At 42.1% G+C, this 16,715-nt stretch carries 17 protein-coding genes; 3 read left to right on the top strand and 14 right to left on the bottom strand.

Features of this window, described 5'->3' with window-relative positions; all coding sequences use genetic code 11:
- Positions 1–31: 31 nt before the first annotated feature.
- Entirely contained in the window at positions 32–706 is a 675-nt protein-coding gene (locus ACFVAD_RS06595) for a YneB family resolvase-like protein (protein ID WP_386637342.1), read from the bottom strand.
- A 137-nt stretch (positions 707–843) separates the two neighbouring features.
- Between ACFVAD_RS06595 and lexA the strand changes: the two genes are divergently transcribed.
- The gene (gene lexA, locus ACFVAD_RS06600) at positions 844–1,461 is read left to right on the top strand and encodes a transcriptional repressor LexA (RefSeq protein ID WP_204413878.1); all 618 of its coding nucleotides are present in this window, start codon (positions 844–846) and stop codon (positions 1,459–1,461) included.
- Between the two features lie 151 nt (positions 1,462–1,612).
- Here lexA and ACFVAD_RS06605 read toward each other — a convergent pair whose 3' ends face one another.
- The 7 genes from ACFVAD_RS06605 to hflX form a co-directional block, all read right to left on the bottom strand.
- Positions 1,613–2,158 (bottom strand): hypothetical protein, encoded by a 546-nt coding sequence (locus tag ACFVAD_RS06605; RefSeq protein ID WP_386637345.1) that lies wholly within the window; start codon positions 2,156–2,158, stop codon positions 1,613–1,615.
- A 537-nt stretch (positions 2,159–2,695) separates the two neighbouring features.
- Positions 2,696–2,926, bottom strand: coding sequence for a phage holin (locus ACFVAD_RS06610; protein ID WP_386637347.1), 231 nt, complete (start codon positions 2,924–2,926; stop codon positions 2,696–2,698).
- Between the two features lie 33 nt (positions 2,927–2,959).
- Positions 2,960–3,364: a hypothetical protein gene (locus ACFVAD_RS06615; protein ID WP_386637349.1), complete on the bottom strand. Its 405-nt coding sequence runs from the start codon at positions 3,362–3,364 to the stop codon at positions 2,960–2,962.
- Positions 3,365–3,540: 176 nt separating this feature from the next.
- Positions 3,541–4,875, bottom strand: a complete 1,335-nt coding sequence (glnA, locus tag ACFVAD_RS06620; protein WP_386637351.1) for a type I glutamate--ammonia ligase — start codon at positions 4,873–4,875, stop codon at positions 3,541–3,543.
- Between the two features lie 68 nt (positions 4,876–4,943).
- Entirely contained in the window at positions 4,944–5,345 is a 402-nt protein-coding gene (locus ACFVAD_RS06625; RefSeq protein WP_386637352.1) for a MerR family transcriptional regulator, read from the bottom strand.
- A 244-nt stretch (positions 5,346–5,589) separates the two neighbouring features.
- Positions 5,590–6,858 (bottom strand): methionine gamma-lyase family protein, encoded by a 1,269-nt coding sequence (locus ACFVAD_RS06630; RefSeq protein WP_386637354.1) that lies wholly within the window; start codon positions 6,856–6,858, stop codon positions 5,590–5,592.
- Between the two features lie 12 nt (positions 6,859–6,870).
- Positions 6,871–8,139: a GTPase HflX gene (hflX, locus tag ACFVAD_RS06635; protein WP_386637356.1), complete on the bottom strand. Its 1,269-nt coding sequence runs from the start codon at positions 8,137–8,139 to the stop codon at positions 6,871–6,873.
- 193 nt (positions 8,140–8,332) lie between these two features.
- Here hflX and ACFVAD_RS06640 point away from each other — a divergent pair, with 193 nt between their 5' ends.
- Entirely contained in the window at positions 8,333–8,941 is a 609-nt protein-coding gene (locus tag ACFVAD_RS06640; RefSeq protein ID WP_386637679.1) for a trimeric intracellular cation channel family protein, read from the top strand.
- Here the strand turns inward: ACFVAD_RS06640 and ACFVAD_RS06645 are convergent.
- Both ACFVAD_RS06645 and ACFVAD_RS06650 read right to left on the bottom strand, forming a co-directional pair.
- Positions 8,938–9,465, bottom strand: coding sequence for a glycosyl-4,4'-diaponeurosporenoate acyltransferase CrtO family protein (locus tag ACFVAD_RS06645; RefSeq protein WP_386637358.1), 528 nt, complete (start codon positions 9,463–9,465; stop codon positions 8,938–8,940). The genes ACFVAD_RS06640 and ACFVAD_RS06645 overlap by 4 nt on opposite strands.
- Positions 9,466–9,480: 15 nt before the next feature.
- Complete coding sequence (locus ACFVAD_RS06650; protein WP_386637360.1) at positions 9,481–10,554, bottom strand: glycosyltransferase family 2 protein; 1,074 nt, start codon at positions 10,552–10,554, stop codon at positions 9,481–9,483.
- A gap of 150 nt (positions 10,555–10,704) precedes the next feature.
- Between ACFVAD_RS06650 and ACFVAD_RS06655 the strand changes: the two genes are divergently transcribed.
- On the top strand, positions 10,705–12,210 hold the full coding sequence (locus ACFVAD_RS06655; protein ID WP_386637362.1) for a phytoene desaturase family protein: 1,506 nt from the start codon (positions 10,705–10,707) through the stop codon (positions 12,208–12,210).
- A 62-nt stretch (positions 12,211–12,272) separates the two neighbouring features.
- Here the strand turns inward: ACFVAD_RS06655 and spoVK are convergent, their stop codons facing one another.
- The 4 genes from spoVK to mutL all read right to left on the bottom strand — a co-directional run bounded on the left by spoVK (position 12,273) and on the right by mutL (position 16,703).
- Positions 12,273–13,196: a stage V sporulation protein K gene (gene spoVK, locus ACFVAD_RS06660; protein ID WP_386637681.1), complete on the bottom strand. Its 924-nt coding sequence runs from the start codon at positions 13,194–13,196 to the stop codon at positions 12,273–12,275.
- A 307-nt stretch (positions 13,197–13,503) separates the two neighbouring features.
- Entirely contained in the window at positions 13,504–13,731 is a 228-nt protein-coding gene (hfq, locus tag ACFVAD_RS06665) for an RNA chaperone Hfq (RefSeq protein WP_204413848.1), read from the bottom strand.
- A 30-nt stretch (positions 13,732–13,761) separates the two neighbouring features.
- The gene (gene miaA / locus ACFVAD_RS06670) at positions 13,762–14,712 is read right to left on the bottom strand and encodes a tRNA (adenosine(37)-N6)-dimethylallyltransferase MiaA (protein WP_386637365.1); all 951 of its coding nucleotides are present in this window, start codon (positions 14,710–14,712) and stop codon (positions 13,762–13,764) included.
- Between the two features lie 101 nt (positions 14,713–14,813).
- A complete protein-coding gene (mutL, locus tag ACFVAD_RS06675; protein ID WP_386637367.1) occupies positions 14,814–16,703 on the bottom strand; it encodes a DNA mismatch repair endonuclease MutL in 1,890 nt (629 codons plus the stop codon).
- Between the last annotated feature and the right edge of the window lie 12 nt (positions 16,704–16,715).

Consider the following 16,715-nt stretch of genomic DNA (forward strand, 5'->3'; position numbering starts at 1 on the left):
TTCATCCTAGTAAACACATGCTTTAATCTTACTAGAGGGAATCTTTTTTTACAAGCAAACCGCCGTCCTTCTCATCAATATACTCCTTATAGCGCCTATGGACAGTCGCCTTGGAGACATCATACCCAAGCCCTCTTAGTGTAGCTGCAATCTCATGGAAGGTCAGCTTGTTGTTACGGAGCCTTGCGATTTCCTCCACGGGAATATCAATTTTTTCTCGGCCCGGGCTTGCATGGAGGTTGGAAAGGTTCTTGGATGGATCATATCCATTCCTGACTGCCCGCTGCATCCCTCTTTTGATTTTGAGGTTATGTAATTTCCGTTGATATTCCTCCACAATCCCTACAATATCCAAGACCATGGAATCTGAATCCGACAGCGACACTTCTCCATTGTCTGTAATGGTGAATATCTTCACCTTATGCTTTCTCAGCCAATGCAAGAATGCTATCTTGGCATTTCCGCGTCCCAAGCGAGTTTCATCCTGTATGAGGACGACATCAATTTCCTGGTTGGACGTGATTTCGATGATTCGGAAAACCCCTTCCCTATCCAGATCGAAACCGCTCGCCTGCTCTTCTATCACTTCTACAATTTCAATTTGGTGCTGCCCGGCCAACATGAGCAGCTCTTCCTTTTGTCTTACCAGTGACGTTTCCTGTGTCTCTTTCTTTGTACTCACTCGGCAATAGATGATGCCCTTCATCGTAAACACCCCTATAAATATCTAGATTACTTATTATCAGGCGAACAAATATTCCTGTCAATTATTCGAACTTATGTTTGTATTTTTGATGAGAACATGCTATACTATTCATAATATTAATGATAGAGGTGCGGAATATGAAACTATCAAAAAGGCAACAAGATATCCTGAATTTCATTAAAAAAGAAGTACAGGATAAAGGCTATCCCCCATCCGTTCGTGAAATAGGCGAAGCGGTAGGACTTGCTTCGAGCTCCACAGTCCACGGACATCTTGCCCGCTTGGAAAGCAAAGGGCTTATCCGTCGTGACCCTACCAAGCCTAGAGCCATTGAGATCAGAGATATGGAAGACGAAATGACGCCAAGGATTTCTGCAGTCAATGTTCCAATCATCGGTAAAGTAACTGCTGGCCAACCTATCACAGCCATCGAGAACGTCGAAGACTACTTCCCGCTGCCTGATCGCTATGTAGCACCAGATGAGCAGGTATTCATGCTGGAGGTTATGGGAGACAGTATGATCGAAGCAGGAATCCTGGATGGTGACTATGTCATTGTACGCCAACAGCAGTCTGCCAATAATGGGGATATTGTCGTTGCGATGACTGAGGATGATGAAGCAACTGTAAAACGTTTCTTCAAGGAAAAAGACTATATCCGTCTCCAGCCTGAAAACTCCACGCTTGAGCCGATTATTGTTCGTAACGTGAGTATTCTTGGTAAAGTGATTGGTGTATATCGTAACATCCACTAAAAAAGAGGCTGGGACAAATAACGGGTTCTTTTCCCTATCGCAAAAACTCTATTTACGCAATAATTTGTACACTTAATTGCACCGCAAAATGCGGTGTTTTTTTCATCTAAAAAAGCAGTGGAAATGGTATTTTCCTCTGCTTTATAATTTGTTATTCTTTTGTTGTAAATGAGAAGCCATACGTTTTTTCTAACTCTAACAGCATCGAACGCAAACTTTGAACTTCCCTGTTGTTGTCAACTACGAAAATCTGATTATCTTTATAATGAAACTCCAAACTTTGCTCATTTGTTTCTTCATCTATAACTAAGTATACCTTTTCTACATCCTCCCAACTGTATTTGATTTCTTCTTCGAAAGGAGCATCAATAAAGGTGAACCCAGCAGTATTCATAACATTAATTGGTTTTAACCCAATATACATAAAAGCAATTGCCAAAAACAGGGAACCTATAACTATAATGATTTTTTGTTTGTAAAAAAAGTAAGATGCAATGGAGCCTATCATTAAAAACAACCAGGCTATCCCAAAATACCAATAGGTAATGCTAGGTGTTTCTACAACCCAGACAGAAATCATATCCAAAGTAGCTCTTTGAAGAATGTACGGAAGTAACCAGATTATTAATGGAGATAAAACCAACAAAGCGATTGCACTTACCATAAAATAATGTTTTTTTTCATAATTTTTTTTCAAAGCGATACCCCCTCTTTTATTTTTACGTGTTATATATGGTTTAGTTTCAAAATATTTTTATTTTTGAAAACAATTTTACTGAAAAGTTAGGATACAATTAAACGTAAATAAACCCATAAAACCTTTATATATCAACAATAAATGCCTATCAATTTATATTACAAATTGATAGGCATTTTAACTTACATTTTTATTGATTGCGATAGATAACGGAAACTGTTATGGGACAAAAGTGTTTTAGCCTAGTAAAAACCGAACCAATTTGAGATTTCGTTCAAATTGGTTCGGTTTTTTAAAGAATTTAAATATGCGTTTATGTTTTAGATTACACTAGTGGTTGATTGGAGTGCAAGACGTAGACTCCTGCGGCAGCAGTGGCCAATTTGAGGCCCCGCAGGCGAAGCTGAGGGAGCTCACGGGTCACCCACGGAAAGCGAAGTCTTACACGGAAATCAATAGCGATATTTAAAGCCGGCACTTACATTATTCGTCTTTTTGTTAGATTTTTTTAGTTTTGTCCCAGGACGGTTTTGACATTTACTTTACCCTTTTTCTGGCTTTCTCTGTCCAATCATTATCCTTCCACCAGGCAATAAGCGATGCCACAACAGTCCACGTTAGCGTATATAGCTGTTCGAGCTGCTCTGAACTGACAGGAATCGGTGGTTTGTCCATCATTACCAGAACCTGATTGACTAATGCAAGAACCAGGAATACAACACGAAACCAAGCCCCTTTTGATACCGGTCTAATAGGTGCTTTAGACATTTTGATTCCTCCTTTTCACTTTTCTTCCACACTTTATCTTGGAGTTACCGGTTTGACGGATATCGCCAGCGATGTGGAAGTTGTCAAACACCCTTCCAAATCCTTTTCTTCCAGCAAACCCAATTGAATAGCCGATTTTATTTTTGCTTCATCGGGCTTTTTCACCACCAGAATCAAATCTTTCATCTGCAATTCTTCAAGACGTTTTATGGTGGTGTCTTCTTTATACTTTTCCGTTTTTCTAACCTGCCTTTGAAGCTTAAAGCCCCCCAAAAGCACTTCACCCTTGTCATCTGAACCAAGTTGATGCTCAAAATATTGATGGAATACTTCCTTTAAACGATTCATTTCTACTTCTATTTCTTTTTTCTTCTTGTTGTACTCGTAATATTTCTCCAACATATCTGCCGTTAACTGCTGCTCCGTTCTTTTGGCCATTCCTCTGCCTCCTAAAAAGTATAGATAGTCCATCATATTTTTTCAGGAGACAAAATATTACTTCGTTCGTTTATTCCTGGTGTAAATTTCTATTTAGGAAAAACAAGAAAATAGGACTCTTTCACTATTGAAAAATAAAAACCCCTGACACCAAAGGCATCAGGGGTTTGCAGATATTAATATTGAGATAGATACTGGTCGCGTTCCCAAGGATGAACTTGTGTACGGAACATATCCCACTCTATTTCTTTCGCTTCGATGAAGTGCTCAAGCAAGTGCTCACCAAGAGCGGCTTGAATGACTTCGTTGGATTTTAATTCTTCAAGTGCAGCAGCCAGTGTTGCTGGAAGATCTGCGATTCCTGCAGCTACGCGCTCTTCTTTGTTCATTACATAGATGTTGCGGTCGATTGGTTTTGGTGCTTCCAATTTATTCTTGATTCCGTCAAGTCCAGCTTGCAGTAATACAGCCATTGCAAGGTAAGGGTTCGCAGCCGGGTCTACACTACGCACTTCTACACGAGTGGAGATGCCACGTGATGCCGGGATACGAATCAATGGGCTTCGGTTACGTGCAGACCATGCAACATAACAAGGTGCCTCGTATCCAGGTACTAGACGTTTGTAAGAGTTTACTGTCGGGTTTGTTACTGCTGTAAAACTAGTTGCATGCTTAAGGATACCAGCAATGAAATGTCTTGCATTAGCGCTGAGCTCTAAATCGCCATTTTGATCATAGAACGCATTTTCGCCATCTTTGAATAAGGAAAGGTTGCAGTGCATCCCAGATCCGTTAACACCGAACAACGGCTTAGGCATGAACGTTGCATGTAATCCATGCTTCCGTGCAATTGTTTTTACAACCAGCTTAAATGTTTGGATATCATCACAAGCGGTAATTGCATCGGCGTATTTGAAATCAATTTCATGTTGTCCTGGAGCCACTTCGTGGTGAGATGCTTCGATTTCAAAGCCCATCTCTTCAAGTTCAAGAACGATATCACGACGGCAGTTTTCACCAAGGTCTGTTGGCGCTAAGTCGAAGTAGCCACCTTTATCGTTCAATTCTAAAGTAGGTTCTCCTTTTTCATCTAGCTTGAAAAGAAAGAATTCTGGCTCTGGTCCAACGTTGAAATTCGAAAATCCTAAATCTTCCATTTCTTTTATCATACGTTTTAAGTTAGCACGAGGGTCCCCTTCGAATGGAGTTCCATCGGGATTGTATATATCACAGATAAAACGGGCAACTTTACCTTTTTCGGAAGTCCAAGGGAATACAACGAAAGTATCCAGGTCCGGATATAAGTTCATATCTGATTCTTCAATACGTACAAATCCTTCAATGGATGAACCATCGAACATCATTTTATTGTCTAAAGCCTTTTCTAGCTGGCTGACAGGAATCTCCACGTTCTTGATGGTACCAAGGATGTCTGTGAATTGAAGACGAATGTACTTTACGTTTTCTTCCTGAACAATGCGTTTAATATCCTCTTGCGTATACTTAGCCATTTAAGTGTTCCTCCTCAGAATTTTTATTATGTTAGTTTTTAATAAAACTTACCAAATAACTCAAAAAATCAATGGAAAAATCGAGACATGTCTCCTTGGCGAAGACTGGTTCGATTCTGTCTTCCGGCTTGCATCATTTCTGCTCGCAATAGCTTTCGAAGTTCTTCGTCCGATAAATCAGGCTTTGCAACATTTTCGGCCACTTCAGGGGCTGGTATTGCCTGCTGATCTTTCATAGCCATCAAATGCTTGACTCCTGCTATGTTAACCTTCTGTTCAATCAGATGTTTGATTTCAAGTAGAGTATCCACATCATTGAAAGAAAAAAGGCGGCGGTTTCCTTCAGTACGTGCAGGTTGAATCAATTCATTCTCTTCATAATAACGGATTTGCCGAGCGGACAATTCCGTAAGCTGCATGACAATCCCTATTGGGAACAATGGCATTGAACGTCTGATATTGTCACTCATTCCAAATCCTCCTTTCACTGATTCCTGTGAAGTTAACCTAAGTTTATCTGATGTTAGATAATCTGTCAAGAACATGTTAGGTTTTCTGACATTGATTTTGGAATTGAAATGAATTATGTATGATTGGTGGATACCCCTTAATACTATAGCCTGTCCACATTGTATGAAAACATTTAATTACCCCTGAAATCCGAGTCAGGTAATGAAAAGTAAAAAGAGCCCTCAAAAAAGAGAGCTCTTGCACTTAAATATCCAATAATTTCTTTCCGATGAGATGATCGATCGCTGTGCATACTGCAATTTTCACGTGCGAATAGGTAAGCCCACCTTGAACATAAGCCACATAAGGTGCACGAATCGGACCGTCCGCTGTAAGCTCGATGCTTGCTCCCTGGATAAAGGTCCCTGCAGCCATGATGACATCATCTTCATAGCCAGGCATATAGTTGGCGTAAGGCGTAACGTGCGAATTGACAGGAGATGCATATTGAATCGCCTGACAGAATGCTATCATTTTGTCCTTGTCATCAAACTGGACGGATTGAATCAGATCTGTTCTTGGTGCATCCCAGCTTGGAGAAGTATTCATGCCCAGTTCCTCTAAAAATGCAGCCGTGAACATGGCGCCTTTCAATGCCTGTCCTACCACATGCGGGGCAAGGAAAAATCCCTGATACATTTCCTGCAGGCTGTAAAGGGATGCCCCGGCTTCCGCTCCGATTCCAGGGGAAGTCATTCGGTACGAGCATGCTTCAACCAATTCCTTCTTTCCGACAATATAGCCGCCTGTCTTGGCAATTCCGCCACCGGGATTTTTAATGAGGGAGCCTGCAATCAAGTCGGCGCCAACGTGACAAGGTTCAAAATGCTCCACAAATTCCCCGTAGCAGTTATCGACAAACACTACCACATCCGGTTTGATTTCCTTTACAAACGCGATCATTTCCTTGATTTCTTCTATTGTAAAGGAAGGACGCGTTGCATAACCCTTGGAGCGCTGTATACCGATCATTTTCGTTTTCGGTGTGATGGCGTCGTTGACAGCCTCCCAGTCGATTCCACGGTTATTTTTCAGATCCACCGTTTTATAGTCGATGTTGAATTCTTTAAGTGAACCTACTCCGGTTCCGCGAATGCCAACTATCTCCTCCAATGTATCATACGGTTTTCCAGTCATATAGACCAGCTCATCCCCAGGACGCAATACACCGAATAAAGCTATGGAAATGGCGTGAGTTCCTGAGATGATTTGGGGACGGACCAAGCCCGCTTCCCCGCCGAACACCTCGGCATAGATCTTTTCCAATGTATCTCTTCCGCTATCATCATAGCCATAACCGGTAGTCGGAATAAAATGGGAGTCACTCACCCTGTTCTGCTGAAAACTTTGGAGAACCCTGAATTGATTGGTTTCGATATTCGAGTCCACTTGCTTAAAAAGTTCTTGAAGCTGATTTTCCACTTTGGTTACTAATGGTTTTATCGTTTCCCCGTGCTGTAATAAATGAAACATGCCTAATCTCCTCTAATTTCGCTTTCTATTTTTTATCTCTGTAGACAATTTGGAGTTGTCAAAGTAATACCCTTCCATCTCGTAGCCATCTTTTTCGTCCACAAACTCCAGTTTACGGACGATGGTCTCCTGCTTGAGCTGCGACATTAATTTCCCTTGTTCGGATGGTACAAATATATGGTAAGCGTTCATCTCATTTACCATCATTTTTTCAATTCTTTGTACCAATGCATGGATATCGTCTTTATTCAAAGCACTGATATGCAGCATTTCTTCATTATAGGAAGGAACAAAGGACTCTGTCACCTGATCCTTTTTGTTGTAAATAGTAAGCACAGGTATCCCCTCGACACCAAGCTCCTTCAAAAGCTTATCGACTGTCTTCTCATGGTTAACATAGTCAGGACTTGAACTGTCCACTACATGCAGGATAAGGTCCGCCTCCGTCACTTCTTCCAGTGTGGAACGGAATGCAGCCACCAATGATGTTGGAAGATCCTGTATGAATCCTACCGTATCCGTCAAGAGCGCCTGGAATCCTGATGGCAGACTCACTTTTCGGGTAGTGGGATCCAAGGTGGCGAAGAGAAGGTTTTCCTCAAATGTCCCCGCTTCTGTCAGACGATTGAAAATGGTGGACTTTCCGGCATTCGTATAGCCGACCAAAGAAAGCTGAAAGGCCTGATTGCGTTTCCTGCGTTCACGATAACGCTCACGATGGCTTACAATGGACGTAAGCTGCTGTTTGATATCAACGATTCTGCGATTAATGTGTCTTCTGTCGGATTCAAGCTTGGTTTCCCCGGGTCCCCTCGTACCTATTCCTCCACCAAGCCGTGAAAGCTCTACTCCTTTTCCACTTAACCTTGGAAGAAGGTACTGCAGCTGAGCCAATTCAACCTGAAGCTTTCCTTCCTTTGACTTTGCTCTTTGTGCAAAGATGTCCAAGATAAGCTGTGTTCGGTCGATGATTCTCGCATCAAGCACTTTGGAGAGGTTTCTATTCTGACTGGGAGACAACTCGCCATTGAAGATGATGAGATCCGGCTCCAGTTCTTCCTCCAATTGGACCAGTTCTTCTATCTTCCCTTTGCCGATATAGGTGGCTGGATGAATTCGATCCCGTTTCTGCGTAAGCGTAACGAGCACTTCCCCATTTGCCGTTTTCGTCAGGGACTCCAGCTCCTCCATTGAGTAAAGGAACGATTCCTCATCAACATTAGGCAATTGGCAGCCGATTAATATGACTTGTTCTTTTTCTGTATTTTGCGTCTCGTTCAAGCGCGATACCCCTTTTTCCTATAGATTGATTATATTTATATTGGTATGAAAATGTATGTAAATAGAAAGTTTCATCTAATCATATCAAAATATCTCTTATTTCTCTAATATTTCTTGCAAACTATTGATTTCCTGTTGGATTCTATATAAAATCAGGAAGGCTTTAATGTTTCACAAGAGAGTGAGTGATAAAATGACTTGGGAAGTCTTTAGTATCATCGGGACCATCGCGTTTGCGATAAGTGGGGCAATTGTCGCAATGGAGGAAGAATATGATATTCTCGGTGTTTATATATTAGGCATTGTTACGGCATTCGGCGGCGGAGCTGTTCGTAATCTATTGATCGGTGTACCAATTTCCGCCCTTTGGGACCAAGGGATGCTGTTTCAGGTAGCTCTAGTGGCAATGACTGCAGTATTTTTGTTTCCAAACAATCTATTGCGCCATTGGAGAAAATGGGGAAACTTCTTTGATGCCATCGGATTGGCCGCTTTCGCCATTCAAGGCGCACTTTATGCTACAAATATGAACCATCCGATCAGTGCTGTTGTCGTTGCTGCTGTATTAACCGGTAGTGGCGGCGGGATCATCCGTGATCTCCTGGCAGGAAGAAAACCCTTGGTGCTCAGAGCGGAAATCTATGCAGCCTGGGCCATTCTTGCAGGACTTGCGATTGCGTTCGGAATCACAAGTTCCCCTTGGCAGCTATACGTATTATTCATTTTTATCGTTCTATTACGGGTTCTTTCCTACACGTACAAATGGAGACTGCCGAACCGATCTCTTCAGCAGCAAGCTTAGCATTCCCTGCCTGAAGAGGATGAATAATGAGAAGATGGCGAGTGGATCGTCATCTTTTTTGCTTTCCCCATGATTTTCAAGATCCGAAACCGATTGTAGCGCTGTATGAAGAGAAATGGCAGGTTGGCAAAAAAGCCATACAAAACCATCAACATACCAACTGACGGCGGATTCCACAAGAAGAACAAAATCCCTGGAAAAATGGTGATAGTATGTGCTACCTCCCCTCTTTTTGTTTCCAGGATAAATTGGTGTAGGTAGAAAAATGATCTGTTGGTAAGATTTCTTTTCGAAAAGGACTCCTTGAAAATTGCAGAACCATCAGGAGCAAGGTCCTTCCACCTCTTTATCATAATCCATTTATAGAATGTGCATTCCCAAGACTTTTCTTCAAACCATTCCCTCTCCTCTTTCAGCCACCAACCGGGTATCTGATTGCAAAGGTATGCACCTCCAAGGTGAATAATTAGCCATGCCACTATATTCACCAATGTTCCTTCCAAAGCAGATAATTGAACAAGCATTTCGACACCACCTTTTTATAGATCCATTCTTCTATCTTTCCACACGATATTTTTTGAGAAAAAAGTCCGAAAACAGGAATAGCCAAAAACGATGATAAAAAAAGCTAGCCAAACAGGAAAAACCACTACCGAATACCACTTAAAGTTACCTATATTCTTAAGTACTCTCCAAAACTGCCAACATAGAATTCCATAGATGACAATAAACCATGTGAGCGGAAAGTCTTGTACTTTTACCAGGAAAGTCACTAAACCACCCAACCATAAGGAAACAAGCAGAAGATAGCGGAAATCGGTCCGTGATGCTCCAGTGGCAAAGCTTTTGCTCCACCCTTGGATTAACGATGACAGGCCATCAGGATACATCCGCATATTGATTGCCCCTTTCCCGGAATATGCACGAACGGCACCTCCTTGACTCGCAATTACAGCACCAAGTGCCATATTTTCCATCAACTCTCCTTGTATCGCCTGATGCCCACCATACCGAAAATAATCCTTACGGCCGATCAACAGACATTGGCCGAATGCACCATTGGTAGCCAAATTTTTTTTGAACGGCAGAAAGGCACCAAGAGAGCCCATGATTACCAAATGAAAAAAGGAGGAGAAAGATTCATAGGGCCGCTTCATTTTATGAAACGGTTGAATCGAAACCATATCCTCTTCAGCTTTTATCTCAGAAACCAACCTTTCCAGGCCGTTCGCCTCTACCGTTATATCTGCATCCAAAAAGAGCAGGAACCGCCCGGAAGCTGATTTTGCACCGTTCCAGCATCCGAATGATTTACCGAACCAACCCTTTGGAAGCTCATTTAAACTCAACACAGTAACTCCATAGGATTTTGCAATTTCAGCAGTGCTGTCCGTTGAATGGTCATCCACCACAATAATGTCCTTCACCTTATTCAGGTAAGGCCGCAGCGAATCTAACAACTTGAAGATATTATTCTCTTCATTTCTTGCGGGAATAATGACAGAAAGCTCTTTAAGTGCTTTTGTTTCATCAGGAACACTATGGTCAAAATGAGGGATCCGATAGAAAAGTACATAGTTCAAGAACAGGGTAATGGCTGTCAGGAGTTCCATTACTTTATGCTCCTTTCTTTATATAGACATTTTTACATGTTATGAAAATTTAAGTTATGGGCAAAATGGAAAGTTGAGTGATCAATCACCCTTTACTAGTATGTTATCTAGTCTAGTCAAACTTTCTATTTTTCATAAGGAGGATTTCGAATGTCGAAAAAAGTAATTGTTATCGGTGGTGGATTGGGTGGCATGTCAGCTGCCATACGCCTTTCAGCTGATGGCTACCATGTTCAACTGATTGAAAAAGGAGAACGTCTAGGAGGCAAACTTAACAAACGAAGCGGCAATGGGTTTACCTTTGATACAGGACCATCCATCCTGACCATGCCATGGGTATTGGAGCAGTTGTTTGCAAGTGCCAATCGTCATTTACACGATTACCTCACGATCGAAAGGATCGAACCTCAATGGAGGACCTTCTTTGAAGATGGCGTCACGATTAATGTAACGAGTGATCTGCCAAGGATGCTCGAGGAAATAAAGTCACAATCCACAAAGGATGCCAATGGTTTCTTTGAGTATCTGAACTATTGCAGCAAAATGTATGAATACAGCTTAAAGAGCTTCTACAAAAAGAGCCTATCAGGGCTGAATGAACTAAGAGCTCTCCACAATTTAAAGGAACTGATCGGAATGGATCCTATGAAGTCGATGGATCAGATTACAAAAAAATACTTTGAGGATAAGCATCTTCAGCAGCTGTTCAACTTCATGGTCATGTATATCGGTTCTTCCCCCTACCACGCACCTGCTGTCCTTTCCCAATTGACCTATGTGCAGCTTGGGATAGGAATCTACTATGTGAAGGGCGGCATGTACAAAATCGCCGAGGCCATGGAACAGGTGCTGAACGAGTTACGGGTGGACTTCAGGGTGAATGCATCAGTAAAACAGATCCTGACTGATGGAAGAAAGGCAACTGGGGTCAGACTCGAAAATGGGGAAGAGCTTTTTGCTGACATCGTTGTTTCCAATCTCGAAGCGATCACAGCCTATAAAACCCTCTTAAAGCATGTCCCTTATGCAAAGCGGGCTCAGGAAGACTTAAGCAAATATGCTCCAACTGTTTCAGGCCTGGTTTTATGCTTGGGAACGAATAAGCAATATGACGAGCTTGCACATCATAATTTCTTTTTCTCTGAAGATCCGGAAAAGGAATTCCATGAAATCTTCAACGAAGGGAAACCTGCATTGGATCCTACCATTTATATCGGTGTATCATCCAAGTCCGATCCTTCTCAGGCACCGGAGGGGAAAGATAATCTTTTCGTACTGACACATGTGCCTCCATTGAAAGAGGGAGAAACATGGGATGAATATAAAGATGTCTATCGCGGGAAGATACTCGACAAACTTGAAAGAATGGGTATGAAAGATTTGAAGAAATCTATCGAATTTGAATATTGCTTTTCACCAAATGACCTTCAAACCCTATATGGTGCAAACGGCGGGTCCATTTACGGGGTAGTGACGGACCGCAAGAAAAATGGCGGATTTAAGATTCCCAGCCGAAGCAAACTGTTGGACAACCTATATTTCGTGGGAGGCTCCACACATCCAGGCGGCGGGGTTCCGATGGTTACTCTATCCGGCCAGTTGACTGCTGATCTTATCAACGAAGATACGGAAAAAGCACAGAAGAATATCGGGTAATAAACATATCCCATTTAAATAAGCAAGCGGAGGCAGGGTAACGAACCCATCCGCTTGCTTTTTTACCATTGAAGTATAAGGTCCTTGCTTTCGATGGTCATCAGCTCCAATTTTTCATACCGATCTACCATCAACAGTCGCATCGCCTGTGTACGGATAGACTTTTCGAGGATATTCCGAATATACCTACCATTGCTGAATGCCGAGGGAAGCATGACCGTTTTCATTTGATTCAGATGTTCACGAAGCTTCCATTCCGCTTCTTTGCTTAACAGGTACTCCCTTTCTTTCAGCATCCTCATACAGATTTCCATCAATTCATCCACAGTGTAATCAGGAAAATCGACAATGATGGGAAAACGTGATACAAGACCTGGATTGGTTCGAAGAAATTCCTCCATTTCCCGCTGATAGCCTGCCAGTATCAAGATGAACTCATGTTGCTTATCTTCCATATGCTTGACGAGGGTATCAATTGCCTCTTTTCCAAAATCCTTTTCCCCACCCCTGGCGAGAGAATAGGCTTCATCTACAAACAATATTCCCCCTATCGCTTTTTTAACAAGATCACGCGTCTTCTGGGCGGTATGACCGATATATTCCCCGACCAGATCCGCTCTTTCCGCTTCAATCAGATGTCCTTTTGCCAGCACATTCATATCACAGAACAATTTCCCGATCATCCGGGCAACTGTTGTTTTCCCAGTACCCGGATTTCCCTTGAACATCATATGCAAGACCTGTTTCTCCGCCTTCAACCCAGCTTCTTCCCTTTTTTTATTAACATAGATCCAAGCATAGATCTCTTTGACTACTTTTTTCATTTCCTGCAGACCGACGAGTTCTCCCAGCTCCCTCTCTATTTCCCTTAATATCGCATGCTTGGGATACGTGTATTGCTCTTCCATCGGTTGAATATGGGTTACTTTAATCGGTTTCTTCTGCCCGTTTAGAACGATATTTATTTTCCCATTATGATTGGTCATTGATTGTTCCAAGAGCGCTCACCTCTCATTCCGTCCGAACCAGGTTCCATAATTCCTGCTGCCATTATGACAAATACTAATCTATTAACCTTTATTTCTTCCTCAATTCGATTTTTTTCTACATATTACAAAAATTTTCAACAAGCTATTGACATTTTTGTCATATTTTGCGCTTTCCCGAGAAATAATGAGGAATTTTTTGAATAAATCGAGAGAATATCTCCATTTATTAACTAACTATATGTATATGTACGATGAAACATGAGTCTTAATGAAGGAAATAAAAAAACCAGCAGTTATGCTGGTTTTAAGCTTCCGTTTCGATTTGGACATTTTTGGACGGAGAAAAAGTGGAAATGGCGTGTTTATAAATTAACTGCTGCTTGCCTTCAGTCTCTAACAGCACAGTGAAATTATCAAATCCTTTAATTAATCCTCGAAGTTGGAACCCATTTAATAAAAATACCGTTACACCTGTGCTATCTTTTCTTAGTTGGTTCAGAACCTGATCTTGGATATTAATCGATTGCTTCATCTTTTCGTCCTCCTCTTATCTCTATATTTCTTACTTATTCGCTTCAAGTTGGAGCTTTCCTGCTACAAATAAAAAAATTTCCTCTAAGATGACCTCAAAATTGGCATCTGTCATATCAAACCACGTAACTTCCATTTTATTTCGGAACCATGTCAGCTGGCGTTTTGCATATCTTCTGGAATTTTGTTTCAATGCTTCGATTGCCTGTTCCTTTGAAAGCTTTCCATCAAAATAGCCATAGAGCTCTTTGTAGCCTATTGCCTGGATGGACTGACAATCTCGTATTCCCTTTTTGTAAAGTGACTCCACTTCTTCAAAAAGGCCTTGTTCTACCATAAGGTCGACCCGCAGATTGATTCTATCATATAATACTTCCCGGTCCATGGTTAAACCGACAAAGGCCACATCATATAATAGCTCCTGCTCCTGTGACTCCTGGTATTCCGCCATGGTCTTGCCTGTAGAATGAAAAACTTCCAGTGCCCGGATTACCCTACGCACATTGTTGGGGTGGATGTTTTCTGCACTTACAGGATCGATTCTCCGAAGCTCTTCAAAAACTTTATCCATCCCCTCTTGTTCCACCTGCTTTTCAAGGCGCAGTCGAATCTCTTCATCCTTTCCCGTGTCAGAGAACTGATAGTCATACAGAACAGATTGTATGTAGAGACCTGTACCTCCCGCAATGATAGGAATACAGCCTTTTTTTGATATAACGTCAATCAGTTCTCTTACTTCCCGTTGGAATTCTGCAACAGAGTATGGTTCAGTTGGCTCTTTCACATCGATAAGATAATGCGGGACTCCTTGCATTTCCTCTTTGGAAACCTTGGCTGTCCCTATATTCATTTCCTTGTAGATCTGCATGGAGTCCCCACTGATGATTTCCCCGTTGACTCTTTGTGCCAATTCCACACTTAATTTCGTTTTCCCAACTGCTGTTGGTCCAATAATAACAATTACCTTTTGCTTTTCTCCCAACACTCATTCACTCTCTCAACTAATCTGTATCACAAGATATCATTATACCCACATTTTTATGGGTTCAATCCACATTTAATGAAAATGGTCAAATTCTCCTTCTACATCACCCTTTTGAACATTTTTTCCATATCATAGGTGGAAAAGTGGATCAAAATAGGTCGTCCATGAGGACATGTAAATGGATTTTCCGCTTTTCGCAATGTATCCAGCAGTGCTGAAATCTCCTCTGGTCTTAAATGCTGATTTGCTTTGATGGCCGCTTTGCAGCTCATCATGATGGCAGCCTCTTCCCGCAGGTCAGACAGTTTAATTTTCTTTTTATCCATCACATGCTCCATCATTTCGTCGATGATTTCACGCTCTTCCCCTTTAGGAAACCAGACAGGATGTGCCTTGACGATAAATGTTTGGTGACCGAAAGGCTCCAGGAACACTCCCACCTCGCGAAACTCCTCCACATACTCCTCTAAAAATAAATACTCATCGAGGGAGCATTCAATCGTAAGCGGGACAAGTAGTTCCTGAAGATTCCGCTCCTCCTGCCCAAGCTTCTTATAATAATACTCATAATTGATTCTTTCCTGGGCAGCATGCTGGTCAATCAGATAAAGTCCATTTTCATTTTGTGCCAGTATATAGGTTCCATGCATTTGACCAATCGGATAAAGAGGAGGAATCCTGGAGGAAGTTTCCTCTGGAATTGAATCTTGAACAGGCTTTTCATACACTTTTTCCTCAACAATGCTCTCTTCCGTATGCCATTCATCTTCCGGTTGCACCTCTGGAACATTCCAAGCTGAACCGACACTTTCCTTTAATAATGATTGATCATCATCTTTTTTTTGTAAATATGGGGTTTTAGGTTCAGTGAATAATGTTCTTTCCTCTTTCGGCGTGCTTTCCATTCGCTCCAGTTTATGCTCCAGGGTAAATGCTTGCTGCAAAGGTTTTTCTTCCTTTTGAAGGCTTGCCGTTTTCCTTGGTGCATTGGAAGGAATGAGCTGTCTATCCTGAAAAGAAGCTTTTATTCCGTCTGCAATAAGGCGATACAGTTCTTCTTCCTTGCTTAGGCGCACTTCCAATTTTGCAGGATGCACATTGACGTCGACAAGCAATGGGTCCATTTCCACTTGCAGATAGCATATAGGAAAACGCCCAATCGGCAATAGGGTATGATATCCCTCCTGTATTGCTCTGATAATGGTATAGTTTTTGACGTTTCTTCCATTGATGATGGTGGAGATATAGTTTTTAGATGCCCGGGTGATTTCCGGCAAACCTATATAACCTCGCACTTCAAAATCGAGTGAGGAGAAGGATACAGGGATCATTTTCTTGGCTATATTCATTCCATAGATCGCCGCAAGCACCTGCAGACTATCTCCGCTTCCTGTTGTGGAAAGCATTCGCTTCCCATTATGACTCAACCTGAAGGAAATGGATGGATGAGAAAGTGCCAACCGGTTCACCAGATCTGAAATATTACCAAGCTCCGTATGGATGGTCTTCATGTACTTCAGCCTCGCAGGCGTATTGAAGAAAAGATGCTGTACGACAATGTCCGTACCTTTGCGGCTGCTGGCCATCTCCCTTGCCTCGAGATGGCCACCTTTGAACTTCAGGTACGTGCCAGGGCCGTCCCCTGTACTTGTTGTAATATCAAAAAGGGATACGGAGGCAATACTCGGGAGTGCTTCGCCGCGAAAACCAAGCGTTCTTATACGAAAAAGATCATTTTCATTCTTGATTTTACTTGTCGCATGCCGCTGGAAAGCTGTTATGCAATCCTCTTGATCCATCCCATCTCCATTATCAAGGACACGAATCCTCGTCAATCCGGCTTCTTCCAGTTCAATTTCGATAATGGTGGAATTTGCATCTATCGCATTCTCCACAAGCTCTTTTACAACGGATGCAGGGCGTTCGACCACTTCCCCTGCAGCTATTTTATTGGCTAGGCTTTCATCGAGCTGGATAATCTTCCCCATCTAGCTCCCTCC

Origin of the sequence: Sutcliffiella sp. NPDC057660, assembly GCF_042800035.1 — a bacterium.
In the GTDB taxonomy this organism is placed as follows: domain Bacteria; phylum Bacillota; class Bacilli; order Bacillales; family Bacillaceae_I; genus Sutcliffiella_A.

Excerpts from the sequence above, each read along its gene's own strand:
- ACFVAD_RS06595 (WP_386637342.1), bottom strand. The coding sequence starts at position 706 with ATGAAGGGCATCATCTATTGCCGAGTGAGTACAAAGAAAGAGACACAG.
- lexA (WP_204413878.1), top strand. The coding sequence starts at position 844 with ATGAAACTATCAAAAAGGCAACAAGATATCCTGAATTTCATTAAAAAA.
- ACFVAD_RS06610 (WP_386637347.1), bottom strand. The coding sequence starts at position 2,926 with ATGTCTAAAGCACCTATTAGACCGGTATCAAAAGGGGCTTGGTTTCGT.
- ACFVAD_RS06615 (WP_386637349.1), bottom strand. The coding sequence starts at position 3,364 with ATGGCCAAAAGAACGGAGCAGCAGTTAACGGCAGATATGTTGGAGAAA.
- glnA (WP_386637351.1), bottom strand. The coding sequence starts at position 4,875 with ATGGCTAAGTATACGCAAGAGGATATTAAACGCATTGTTCAGGAAGAA.
- ACFVAD_RS06625 (WP_386637352.1), bottom strand. The coding sequence starts at position 5,345 with ATGAGTGACAATATCAGACGTTCAATGCCATTGTTCCCAATAGGGATT.
- ACFVAD_RS06630 (WP_386637354.1), bottom strand. The coding sequence starts at position 6,858 with ATGTTTCATTTATTACAGCACGGGGAAACGATAAAACCATTAGTAACC.
- ACFVAD_RS06640 (WP_386637679.1), top strand. The coding sequence starts at position 8,333 with ATGACTTGGGAAGTCTTTAGTATCATCGGGACCATCGCGTTTGCGATA.
- ACFVAD_RS06645 (WP_386637358.1), bottom strand. The coding sequence starts at position 9,465 with ATGCTTGTTCAATTATCTGCTTTGGAAGGAACATTGGTGAATATAGTG.
- ACFVAD_RS06650 (WP_386637360.1), bottom strand. The coding sequence starts at position 10,554 with ATGGAACTCCTGACAGCCATTACCCTGTTCTTGAACTATGTACTTTTC.
- ACFVAD_RS06655 (WP_386637362.1), top strand. The coding sequence starts at position 10,705 with ATGTCGAAAAAAGTAATTGTTATCGGTGGTGGATTGGGTGGCATGTCA.
- spoVK (WP_386637681.1), bottom strand. The coding sequence starts at position 13,196 with ATGACCAATCATAATGGGAAAATAAATATCGTTCTAAACGGGCAGAAG.
- hfq (WP_204413848.1), bottom strand. The coding sequence starts at position 13,731 with ATGAAGCAATCGATTAATATCCAAGATCAGGTTCTGAACCAACTAAGA.
- mutL (WP_386637367.1), bottom strand. The coding sequence starts at position 16,703 with ATGGGGAAGATTATCCAGCTCGATGAAAGCCTAGCCAATAAAATAGCT.